Source organism: Bacteroidota bacterium (assembly GCA_040388375.1).
GTDB lineage: Bacteria > Bacteroidota > Bacteroidia > UKL13-3 > UKL13-3 > JAAFJM01.
Window position 1 is genome coordinate 107506 of sequence record JAZKBU010000005.1, and the last position, 13275, is coordinate 120780.

Consider the following 13275-nt stretch of genomic DNA (forward strand, 5'->3'; position numbering starts at 1 on the left):
ATTTTAAGTTATTAAATAAACAATAATCTGGATTAAATGTAGAAGAGGCTGCTTTTTTATGCTAAATAAAACGGATAAATAGCAATAACAAAATTCACAAAAATCAAACAAAATAAATCAAAAGAATGTATGAAAAACAACTACAAAAACAAAGTCTTTAACCCTTTTATTTGGCTGTTAGCCATTGCAGTGAACTTGGTTTCATGGAGCAATATCAGTGCACAGACCTGTACTACGGTTTTAGCAACTCAAAATTTTGAGACTGGTTCTACTACTATGCCTTCCGGCTGGACTTCTTTATTAACGAGTGGTAGTGGTGCTCAATGGCAAAATGCTACAGCATCTAGTTACGTTTATGTTGGAACAAGTGGAGTAATGACTGCTAAATCGGGTACTCAAGCTGCTTGGTTTAATGGTTATGCTTACAACACCGGAAACAATGCTGCTTTAGTTTCTCCATCTTTTAGTTTAAGTAGCAGAGCTGCGAGCGACTCTGTAACTGTTTCTTTCTGGGTGTATCGCCATAATGCATATACTGCTTATGCGGGTTCTCCTATTACTGTGTATGTGAATACAACAAACAGCTTATCTGGTGCAACTGCAATTTCACCGGCAATGCCTTGTTTCACAGCATCTGCACCATCAGTACCTTCTGTAGGATGGTATTTAATGAGATTTAATATCCCTGCTTCTTTTGTAGGTGCAACTAATTATGTATTGATTAATTGTGCTTCTGATTACTGGAATGATGTATTAGTTGATGATATTTCTATTGTACGTTATAATACTACTCAAAGCTATGTTGGTTCTAGAGCATTTCAACCAACTACAGCCGGAGCTTCTGCCGGTATTCCTAATCAACAAATTTTAAGTTTAGGTATTGCTACTGCTGCTTATGATACAGCAGGTTTATTAGCTACTCAATTTGATTTCAATACTGCTAATACTTTAAACGTTGCGGGCATTACTGCTGCTAAATTATATTACACAGGTGCTAATAAAGTATTTTCAACTGCCAATTTATTTGGTACTGCAACTTCTCCAAGTGGTGCTTTTACTATTACCGGTTCACGATCGTTAAAAGATTTAGCGGGTTTATGTGTGGGCGATACGGCTTGGTTTTGGTTAGTTTACGATTTAGCTTCAACAGCCAGTGATACTGTTAATGCTTCATGGACAAGTGCTGTTCTTGCTTCTTCTACTATTACTCCTTCAGTTTCAATGCCGGGAAGAGGCCGTTTAGTGGCTAATCCATTAAGTGGTGCTTATACTATTGGTGGTTCAGGTGCAAGAAACTATACCACATTTGCGGCAGCATTTTCTGATTTAACAAATTTAGGTGTGAGTGGCCCTGTAACATTCACAGTTGCTGCCGGTACTTATACTGGTCAGTTAACAGTTCCACAAAATATGTTGAATGTGAGTGCTACCAATAACGTAGTATTTGATGGTGTTAACCCTGCTACCCGTATTATTACTTCTTCAACTTCTGGAGGGTCTACTTTATTACTTAACAAATGTAGATATGTAACTTTCCGTAACTTTACTATTGCTAATACTGTTTCAGGTGCTGGTACAGCTGTTGCTATTGTAAGTACTACTACTGGTTATGAAGGTACAGGTTGCCAGTTAATTGGTAATATTATTAATTTACCAAACGTAGGTACTAATACAAGTTATGCAATCAGTATTACAGGTACTGCTAATGGTCATGGACAAGCTACATTCTCTGCCGATTCAATTATAATTGATAGCAACACAATTAATGGAGGTTACTACGGTATCAGTGCATACAACTGCTGTACTGCTTCTTCATTATATGTACGTGGTATGAAAATAAGAGGTAATACCATTAACAATGTTTTTTACATGGGTATGTATTTATATTATATTTATAATGCTATAGATGTATTAAACAATACAGTAACAATGCTTCCTACTTCTACTTCAAGTTATGGTATTTACTATTACTATAACCAAAACAGTAGTTCAATACCAACACAAATTATAGGTAATAAAGTATATAATGGTTACTACTATGGTATGTATATTTACTATCCGGTTTCTAATGCAAGTACTACTTTAAAAGTGTATAACAACTTAGTAACTAACTTAACTACAGCTACTGCTACTGCTTATCCTGTTTATGTATATATGGGAACCGGTATAACTGAAATTTACCATAACACATTTATTCAAAATGCAGCAGCTTCAAGCAATACTTATTCTGCTTTGTATTATTCAGGTACTACTACTAACGTAAACATTAAAAACAATGTTTTAGCTAATAGAAATACTTCTAGTGCTGGTTTAGGTTTATATTGTGGTGTTAATCCATCAGGAAATACCATTAACTATAATATTTACCACAATGCGGCTAATACTAATTTATTATACAGAGGTTCTCTTTATAATACTACTAGTTATAGAACAGCTACAGCAGGTGGTGATAGCTCATACTATTCTACTTCAAATCCATTTGTAAGTACAACTAACTTTAATTTGGTGAATGGTTGTATAGGAAAAGGTGTTAACATGCCTAATATTCCTTTAGATTTAGTGGGTAATACCAGAAATACATTACCTGATCCGGGTGCTTATGAGTTTACTGGTGGTACTGCAAACGACTTAGCTCTTGATGCTTTATTAACTCCGGTTGCTCCAGTAACATTAGGTAGCCAGGATTTGGTATTCAGAGTACGTAACGTAGGTAATGCAACTGTTTATAATTTTAATGCTTCTTATACATTAAATAGTGGTACTCCTGTTACTCAATTTTGGTCGGGTACTTTAAATACTTGCGATACTGCATCTGTTTCATTTACAAGTTCAAATCAAATTACTTTAGGTGCATCAAATGCTATTAAAGTATTTACTGATTCTCCTAACTCATCAACTGATCCAAATAGAACAAATGATACTATTTCAGTAACTTATTTAGCTCCATTAAGTGGTAATTTTACCATTAACCCTGCTTTGCCTTCAAGTGCTACTAACTTTAGATCGTTTGGTGCTGCTGATACAGCTTTACAAGCTGGTATAGTTGGTCCGGTTTATATTACAGTTGCTGCCGGTACTTATACAGGTAAAATTAATATCAGAGGTGGTGTTATAGGAGCTTCGGCTATCAATAATATCGTTTTTGATGGTGTAAGTGCTGCTTCTTGTATCCTTACATCTTCATCTTCAGCTGCATCAACAGTATTGTTGAACAAATGTAATTATGTAACTTTCCGTAACTTTACTATCAATAACACTGTTTCAGGTAATGGAACAGCTATTGCTATTTTAAGTACTACTACGGGTTATGAAGGTACAGGTTGTGCTATTAAAAACAACATCATTAACTTACCGAATGTGAGTAGCAATACAAGTTATGCTATCAATCTTACGGGTAGTGCTGATGGATACGGACAAGCTACATTCTCAGCTGACTCTGTATTAATTGATAGTAATGTTATTAATGGTGGTTATTACGGTATCAATGCATACAACTGCTGTACTGCTTCTCCATTGTATGTACGTGGATTAAAAATAAGAAACAATACCATTAATAATGCTTATTACATGGGTATGTATATCTATTATATCTACAATGCTATTGATGTATTAAATAACACAGTAACCATGTCAACTGTTTCTACCTCAGGTTACGGTATTTATTTCTACTATAACCAAAACAGTGGAACTACGCCAACTCAAATTATTGGAAATAAAATTTACAATGGTTTCACCTCTGGTTTATATGTTTACTATCCTATTAATGGTTCAGGTACTTTACGTATGTACAATAACGTATCACGTAATACCCGCTCAACTACAGGTTACGGTGCTTATGTATATATGGCATCAGGAGTAACAGAAGTATTTAACAATACATTTGTTCAGGATGCTGCTACTACATCGGCTACCTACTCAGCTTTATATTATTCAGGTACTACCAGTAACGTAAATATTAAAAATAATATTTTAGCTAATAGAAATGCTTCAGGTTCAGGTTTAGCATTGTATTGTGCTGTAAATCCGGGTGGAAATACAATTAACTACAATACTTACATGAATGCTGCTAATACTAACTTATTATACAGAGGTACTACTTATACTGCTGCTAACTATAATACTACTACTGCAGGTGGTGATTCATCATTCTACAAAACTACTTCGCCATTTGTAAGCACTACTAACTTAGCTATAACTAATGGTTGTGGCGGAAAAGGTGTTACTAACCCTAATATTACTACTGACGTTGACGGAACCGTAAGAAATTCTCCTCCGGATATAGGAGCCTATGAATTTGCCGGTGGTGCTTCTGATGATATTGCTGTTGATGCAATACTAAGCCCTGTTTTCCCGGTAGCTTCTGGTTCAACTTATGTTGTTGCAAGAGTTAGAAACGTAGGTCTTAATCCTGTTTATTCATTTGATTTATCATACTCTGTAAATGGTGGAGCTCCGACTTCAACAACATGGTTTGGTACTTTAAATGCTTGTGATACATCAAGCGTAAGTATTCCTACTCCTTTTACCGTTGTAGGTAATGTTCAGTATACTTTAAAAGTATTTACTTCTAACCCTAACTCAACTACTGACCCTAACAGAGGTAATGATACCATGACTTCTACGGTAGCTACACCATTAAATGGAACTTACACCATTGGTGCAACTGCTTCTGATTATACTTCGTTTACTGCAGCTAATACTGCATTACAATTACGTGGAGTTGATGGTCCTGTTACTTTCAATGTTAAAACCGGAACTTACAATGAGTCAATTAACTTAGTTGCTGCTCCTGGTCTTTCTGCTACCAATACAGTTACATTTACTTCATTAGCTAACCATGTTGATTCGGTAAAATTAACTTGGAACTCTACTAGTGGTAATAATTATGTATTAAGTTTTACAGGTAACTACTATAAAGTAAACAAAATAAGCATTATTCAAGCAGGTACTACTGTTAGTGCTTATGGTGTAAACGTAAATGGTTATGCTTCTTACGATACATTGAGTAGCTGTAAAGTAAGAGTGCCTTACTACTATTTATATTTCTATACAACTGCTGCTTTATATGCAAATAACGTAAGTGGTACAGGTATGGCTTATGTTAATAATTCATTCGCTGGTTCGTATTATGGAGTATACTATAATGGTGTAAGCACTGCACGTCCTAGTAGAACTTATTTTGCAGGTAATACTTTTGATAGTTCATACTACTCACCATTCTATTACTTGTATTATACAAACTATACTAAGATTGATAATAATACATTTAACTTATCAAGCCCTACAGCTACTACTACAGGTTATACATACTGGTATTACAATGATTCAGCTTTTACATTTACTAATAACAGAGCAAACTTTGCTTCGGGTATAACTACCTACTGGTATAACTACTACCGTGCAAATACAGTTGCTGCAAGAGGTTTAGTTGCTAACAACAGTATTGCCAGCGCTGGTACATTATATTACTATTGGGGTAATGCTACCACTTCAAATATTGATTTCTACCAAAATAGTTACAATATGGGTGGTGGATATTTCTATATCTCTAACTCAGGTTTAACTGATATTAGATTCAGAAATAACATTTTCTCTGGAACAGGTTCATACAGTTTATATTGGACTTCATTACCAAGTATTGCTACTGCAAACTCTAACTATAACTTAATTACATCTACAGGTAGCAGTACTCCAATCTATGCGGGAACTGGCTATACATTAGATGGATTTAGAGCTGCTGCTGCTGGCTTTGAACGTAACTCAATCAGTTACCGTGCTCCATATACTTCAACTACTAATTTAGTTCCAAATGCGGCAGATACTGCAGTATGGGCAATTAATGGTCGTGGTATTCACTTAGCTGAGGTTACTACTGATAAAAACAATGCAGTTCGCCCTGCAACTATTGTTGAAGGTGCTCCTGATTTAGGTGCATTTGAAGTAACTCCAACTGCTTTACCTCCTAGAGCTGTTGCAACTCCTGCAACTCCTGCTGCCGGTACTACTCAGTTATTTACTTTTGGTAATGATACAGTAGCTTCTATCACTTGGGATGCATTTACAACTCCTCCTGCTTCTATTGCTGTTCGTCAATATAGTGGAAAACTACCTTTTAATCCAGGTTCAGGTACTCCAGGTTTAATGTATTTCTACACAGATATTTCAGTACCTACCGGTACTTACTTATACAACGTTAACATATACTATAAAAACCAATGGTTTGGAACAATGTTCAGTAACAATGCTTTCTTTGCTAAAACCGATTTAAAATTAGCTAAGAAAAATGCTTCAAGCACTTGGGTTGCAGGTTTAGACTATGCAAGTGTGGTTGATACTACAAGATGTATTTTATCTGGAAGCGGTTACACAGACTTCTCTCAATTTACAGGTTTTGATAACTCTAATCCATTACCGGTTAAAATTACTCAGTTTAACGGCAGCTTAAATGCTAACGATGCTAAATTGAAATGGATAACTGCAAGTGAATTAAACGCTAACCAATTTGTTGTTGAGCGCTCATTAGATGCTATCAAATTTGTTGAGGCAGGTAAAGTAAAAGCTGCAGGTAACTCAACTAGCTTAGTTTCTTACGATTTTGTTGACAGAGGTGCTGCTTTATTAGCAAAACAATCTGCTTCAATATTCTACAGATTAAGAACTGTTGACAATGATGGTAGCTACGAATATTCAAAAACAATTGAATTAAGAGCTGATGGTTCTATTAATGAAGAAGTAGTTGTTGCTCCAAATCCATTTACCAATAACTTAAGCATTAACATAAATGCAGCTAACAGCGGAACGGCTAAAGCGGAGTTAATGGATTTAAGTGGTAAAGTTTTAGGAACTCAAAACTTAAACGTTGATAAAGGAACTAACGCTATCTCTGTTCAAAATATCGAACAATTGAATCAAGGTATCTACTTATTACGTGTTATCACTAATACTGGAACTCAAGTATTCAGAATCGTTAAAAACTAATTTTTAGTTTAAAATAAAAGAGAAGCTGCCCCGAAAGGGGCAGCTTTTTTTATGCACGTAATTCTGGCACTTCTTAAGCTGTAAACCCTGTAAAAAAGCATTACCCATGCAAATAGTTTGATAATACATCATAATTACATACTTTCGCCAAGCTTTCAACAATAATGGAAACTCTTATACTAAATGCCACTGTTTGCTTCCCTGCAAGCCCTTTTAATAGCAAAGTTTGCGATATTTTAATAGTTGATAATCAGATTGAAACTATTGTGTTGAGCAGTAAAAAGGTGTTTGATAAAACATCGAAAAAACAACTGGTATTTGATGCCCAAAAAGCCATTATAGCCCCTTCCTTTGTTGATTTGCGTTCACACGGAACCGACCCCGGTAATGAGCAAAAGGAAACACTGGAAACTTTAGCCAAAACGGCTATTGCAGGCGGTTTTACTACCGTTTGCGTATTGCCTGACAGTGAACCCACCACAACCAACAAAGCACAGGTAGAATATATTGTTAACCAGTCAAATAAATTAGCTGCCGAGGTATTACCATACGGTACTTTAAGCCATAAAATGCAGGGAGAGCAGTTAAGCGAAATGTACGATATGCATTTGGCCGGAGCTGTTGGTTTCAGCGATGCCAACCATGCCATTAAAGAAAGTGGCTTAATGATGCGCGCTTTGCAATACAGCCAGATATTTGGTGCTAAATTATTTATACATGCCGAAGATTTGAGTTTAAGTACCGCAGGCAGAATGCACGAAGGTAAAACAAGCGTTGTTTTAGGCTTAAAAGGCATTCCGGCTATAGCCGAAGAAATGGCTGTAAAACGCGATATTGAATTGGCTAAATATTGTAATGCACCTATTCATTTTTCGCACATATCAAGCAAAGGTTCAGTTGAAATTATAAAAAGAGCAAAAGCAAAAGGAATACCCGTAACCTGTGATGTGGCAGTAGCCAACTTGTGTTATATTGATGAAGATTTAATGCAGTACAATGCCAACCTGAAACTCAATCCGCCTTTGCGTGGCCGTGATGACAGGAAGGCTTTATGGAACGGTTTACTGGATGGTACTATTGATGCAATTGTTACCGACCATTTACCACAAAATTTAGAACTGAAAGAAGTGGAGTTTGAGTATGCCAGCGAAGGAATGATTATGCTGCAAACAGCCTTACCATTATTATTGGCCAATGCTCCTAAAAATTTAGACTTAACCATACTTATTGAAAAACTAAGTATCAACCCCCGAAAAATTATTAATAAAGCAGTGCCTGCTTTTGAAAAAGGTGCACAGGCAGAGTTTGTTATTTTCAATACACAAACAACCTGGTTATTTAATAGCACCAGCAACCAATCCAAATCAAAAAACTCATTTGTTTTCAATAAAGAGTTAACCGGAAAAGTATTGGCTGTTTTCAATAAACAAAAATTAACTATCCTATAAATTTATTATGATCATAGAACATCAATCAAAATTAGTTTTAAGCGCTTTAGAATCATTACTGTCAACTTATGCTGCGGGTAAAGAGTTAAAAAGCATCTATAATGAATGTAAGGACATTTTTTTATCAAGCGATGATTTTTCCAGCAAGTTAAAAAGTTTAGATGCATTAATTGGCAAAGCAGGTTACGCAGAGTTGGAAGATGTAATTTTCGACTTAGTGTTGGTTCATTTCTTATCAGCTATAGAGCATGACGAAGAATATTTTGACAGTGACGAGTGGCTGGATATTGAAGAGCAAACAGTAAACAGGGGAACAGAGTTATTGAATGTGTTTTTATACATCAATGAGGCTACCGATACCGATGCTGAAATATCATTAGATGATTTTTTAAATGAGTTCCTGTTAACCGATATGGATGAATTCCAGGACGAGTTTAAAATTTACGAACCGCTTATCGAAAATGACTTGGAAGAAGCAGAGGTTGATGACTTAATTGCATTAAAAACAAAACTGGCCGATGATTCAGCTATCAAAGAATTTTTAGTGCCAATGGTTATGTTTTTCCAAACACCGGCCGATACCCGAATGTTAGAACAATATAAATCAAAAACCAATTTGTTTGAACAAAGTGTATTAGCTTCGCTTTTAGCTTTTAATAATCAAATTTAACATGATACAGGACACAACACAATCAACCCATTGGCAACTGGTAATAAAGTATGCCATTGCTTATGCATTATCGTTTATAGGTTTTCAATTGTTGTTGTTTATAGCATCTGTTGAACAGGATAAAATTAAGTGGATTGTTTTTATTATTAATATGGCCATATCGTTTGCCGTATTATTCATCAGCTTACGAAGCAGGCGTAACGAGCAATTAGGAGGCTACATCAGTTATGGTAAAGCCTTGGCAACAGGTTCACTTATATTGTTATTAGCCTCTGCAGTAATGGCAGTATGGACTTATATATTTTCAGCCTTTATTGATGCGGATGGTATCAAAGCATCCATGGAGTTAGCCAAGCGCCAAATGATAGAGAATGGGGCAAGTGAGGAGCAAATAGCGATGGGTAAAAAAATGGCTGATATTTTCAGCTCTCCATCAGCATTAGCTGTTACTTCATTTTTCGGCACTTTTATTATAGGTTTTATAGTCCTTTTAATTACAGGCATTTTTGTTCAAAAAGTGAATCCGGATGAGGCGTACAATCAGCTTGAACAATAATTAAATTACAGACGATTAATTAATGAAAGAAATAAATATTTCGGTAGTTATACCATTTTTAAATGAAGAAGAATCGTTGCCAGAATTATTGGCTTGGATTGAGCGTGTAATGTTAGCAAACCAATTTAGCTACGAAATTATTTTGGTTGACGATGGCAGTACCGATAATAGTTGGGCAGTAGTGGAGCAACATGCACAAATAAACACAAACATAAAAGGCATAAAATTCAGACGCAATTATGGTAAATCAGCTGCGCTGAATGTAGCATTTCACAAAGCTGTTGGCACTGTAGTTATTACCATGGATGCCGATATGCAGGATAGCCCGGATGAAATACCTGAGCTATACCGCATGATTGTAGAAGAAAACTACGACTTAGTAAGCGGTTGGAAAAAAAAGCGTTACGACCCTATTTCTAAAACCATTCCTACCAAAATATTTAACTGGGCTACCCAACGCATGAGTGGCATTAAGTTGAACGACTTTAACTGTGGCTTAAAATCATATAAGCTGGAAGTAGTAAAAGCCATTGAAGTATATAACGAAATGCATCGCTACATACCGGTACTGGCCAAATGGAACGGGTATAGAAAAATAGGGGAGAAAGTAGTAGAGCACAGAGCCCGGAAATACGGAACTACCAAGTTTGGTTTAGAAAGATTTATCAATGGCTTTTTAGATTTATTAACCATATTTTTTGTTTCCAAGTTTGGCAAAAAGCCCATGCACTTTTTTGGTGTATTAGGTACCCTGTCATTTCTTTTTGGTTTTGGTGTTACCGCCTTTTTAGTATTCCAAAAAATATATTACGCTATACAAAACTGGCCGTATGGCCGCAATATAACCGATCAACCTTTGTTTTATATAGCCCTTGTAGCAGCTATTATTGGCGTACAATTGTTTTTAGCCGGATTTATTGGCGAGCTTATCAGCCGCAATTCATCAGACAGGAACCAATATGGTATAACCAAAACTTTAGGGTATAATGACTAAAAAAAAAGTTTTAATTATTGGTCCGGCCTGGCCTTTAAGAGGGGGCTTGGCTACCTACGATGAACGTTTGTGCAGGGAGTTTTTAAACGAAGGGCACGAATGCGAAATAGCCAGTTTCTCTTTACAATATCCTGAAATTTTATTTCCCGGCAAAACACAATTGAGTGACGATGCACAGCCAACGGATATAACCATATTACCCATTATTAATTCCATTAACCCGTTTAACTGGTTAAGCGTAGGTAATAAATTAAAAAACAAACAGTACGACTTAGTTATTATCAGGTATTGGATGAGCTTTATGGCACCCGCTTTGGGTACTATTGCCCGTATTATTAAATCCAACGGCAAAACAAAAATTATTGCCATAACCGATAATATAATTCCGCACGAGCAACAGTTTTTCGATACCGCTTTTACCCAATATTTTATTGATGCCTGCGATGGTTTTTTAGCCATGAGCAGAGAGGTTTCAACCCATGTAGATTTGTTTACCAATGGCAAGCCCAAAACCTATGTGGCACATCCCATGTACGATATGTTTGGGCCCTTGCTGGATAAAACAGCAGCCAAACAACAATTGGGTTTAGATGTAAACTATAATTACCTGTTGTTTTTTGGGTTTATAAGAAAATACAAAGGCTTGAGCTTATTGCTCGATAGCTTAAAAGAGCTGAAACAAATAGTACCCAATATAAAATTAATAGTAGCAGGTGAGTTTTACGAAAACAGCGAACCCTATTTGAACCAGATAAAAAATTTAGGATTAGAAGACGATGTAATTTTACGCACCGATTTTATTCCCAATCAACAAGTAGGCGTTTATTTTTCGGCAGCCGATATAGTAGTGCAAACCTATTTAAACGCTACCCAGAGTGGCGTTACCCAAATAGCCTATTATTATAACAAACCCATGCTGGTAACCGATGTGGGAGGTCTGGCAGAGCTGGTTCCACATGAAGTAGTAGGTTATGTAGTACCGCGCGATTCAAATATTATAGCCAATGCTTTGCATGGGTTTTATACGGAGCAAAAAGAAGAACAATTCAGGGCAAACATTGAAATAGAAAAACAAAAGTTTACTTGGAAATATTTAACCGAACAATTGTTATCTCTGTGATTTTTTTGTAGCATTGAATGAATTTATATGCTACAAAAACTACGGCAAATACTACGCAATCTTCCCTCAAAATACCTCAAAGCATTTCAGTTTGATTTGCGGGCATTTGCTCTGTTTCGCATAGCATTAGGCTTTACCATGTTGCTTGACATTTGTATAAGGTTAGCCGATATAGAAGCCTTTTATACAGCAACAGGTGTTTTACCTGTAAGCCTTTTAAAACAACATTTAAGTACCTTTTATTACTTACCTATTTACTCGCTGGTCGATAGCCTTCCGTTCGTATCGTTGTGTTTTGGTATACATTTACTATGCGTTGTTTTATTTACACTAGGCTATAAAACCAAAATAGTACAAACACTCTGCTTGTTGTTTTACATAAGCCTGCACATGCGCAATCCTTACATACTGCAAGGGGGCGATGATTTGTTACGATGCCTGCTTTTTTTTAGTTTGTTTTTACCTTTAAATGCCGTTTGGGCAGTAAGCAAAACAAAAGTAAGGGTGAGTTATACTTTGGCGGCTATGCTTTTTATGTTTCAGGTAATGCTGGTGTATTTTGTTTCCGTTACCATGAAAGGCGAAAACGAATGGTGGTTTGATGGAACCGCTTTATACTATGCCTTTAACCTTGACTTTATGCAATGGCCTTTGGCCAAATATTTGTTAAACTATCCAACAGCATTGCAATTTGCAACCCGCTTAACATCATTAGTAGAATTTATAGTACCCATGCTTTTTTTTATTCCGTATAAGAACAAAAAGATGCGCATGGTGGGTATAGTTATTTTAGTGCTGTTTCAATTGGCTATAGCCTCTACGCTATTTGTAGGCTTGTTTTTTCTGGTTAACATAGTAGCGCTTATTCCGCTGCTGCCGGGCAACTTTTTTCAATACCTGAATATAAAAGATTATTCCTTCCCCAGTATTTATAAAAGTTCCTATCGTAAAAATATAATAATAGGCATACTGGCTGTTTATTTGTTTTTATGGAATATGAATTACATGCCATTTTTTAAATTTGGCTTGTCGTCAAAAATTACCCCTTATGCCTATGCTATAGGTATAAACCAAAACTGGGGTATGTTTGCGCCTTGTGTGTTTAAAGAAGATGGTTGGTATATATACGAAGCAGTAACCAATAATGGCGATACCATAGATTTAAACAATGGAGGTTTGCCTGTAAATTATAATAAGCCTGCCAATGTATTGGCTACCTATAAAAACGACAGGTGGCGTAAGTTCAGCGAGTTTTTAATGTTAAACAGCAGCTACTGGTTAAGAGAACCAACCATTAATTATTTAAAGCATGTTTATAGCGCACAGCCTATAAAAAACATACGGTTATTGTATATGTTAGAGCTGACACCCAAGCCCGGTGAAAAAGGAATTATAGAAAAAAAGTATTTAGACTAAAAGGACTATTCGTTTTTAAGGAAGGTATCTGAATTGTCAGTTTGAGCGAAGGAGAGTTTGAACGGATCAGGCCGGAGTTTGAGCGTAGCCGAA

7 protein-coding genes are annotated in these 13275 nt (G+C 36.0%); all 7 read left to right on the forward strand.

The window, feature by feature from the left end; genetic code table 11:
• Positions 1-129 precede the first annotated feature (129 nt).
• The 7 genes from V4538_08130 (at position 130) to V4538_08160 (ending at position 13182) form a co-directional block, all read left to right on the forward strand.
• A complete protein-coding gene (locus V4538_08130; GenBank protein MES2380994.1) occupies positions 130-6978 on the forward strand; it encodes a T9SS type A sorting domain-containing protein in 6849 nt (2282 codons plus the stop codon).
• Between the two features lie 164 nt (positions 6979-7142).
• The gene (locus V4538_08135; GenBank protein MES2380995.1) at positions 7143-8426 is read left to right on the forward strand and encodes a dihydroorotase; all 1284 of its coding nucleotides are present in this window, start codon (positions 7143-7145) and stop codon (positions 8424-8426) included.
• A gap of 7 nt (positions 8427-8433) precedes the next feature.
• Positions 8434-9096 carry a hypothetical protein gene (locus V4538_08140; protein ID MES2380996.1) on the forward strand — a complete coding sequence of 221 codons (663 nt, stop codon included), beginning with the start codon at positions 8434-8436 and terminating at the stop codon, positions 9094-9096.
• Position 9097: 1 nt separating this feature from the next.
• Positions 9098-9652: a DUF4199 domain-containing protein gene (locus V4538_08145; protein MES2380997.1), complete on the forward strand. Its 555-nt coding sequence runs from the start codon at positions 9098-9100 to the stop codon at positions 9650-9652.
• 31 nt (positions 9653-9683) lie between these two features.
• Positions 9684-10646 (forward strand): glycosyltransferase family 2 protein, encoded by a 963-nt coding sequence (locus V4538_08150; protein MES2380998.1) that lies wholly within the window; start codon positions 9684-9686, stop codon positions 10644-10646.
• Positions 10639-11766: a glycosyltransferase gene (locus tag V4538_08155; protein MES2380999.1), complete on the forward strand. Its 1128-nt coding sequence runs from the start codon at positions 10639-10641 to the stop codon at positions 11764-11766. The genes V4538_08150 and V4538_08155 overlap by 8 nt, the downstream gene beginning before the upstream one ends.
• Positions 11767-11793: 27 nt before the next feature.
• The gene (locus V4538_08160) at positions 11794-13182 is read left to right on the forward strand and encodes a hypothetical protein (GenBank protein MES2381000.1); all 1389 of its coding nucleotides are present in this window, start codon (positions 11794-11796) and stop codon (positions 13180-13182) included.
• Positions 13183-13275 lie beyond the last annotated feature (93 nt).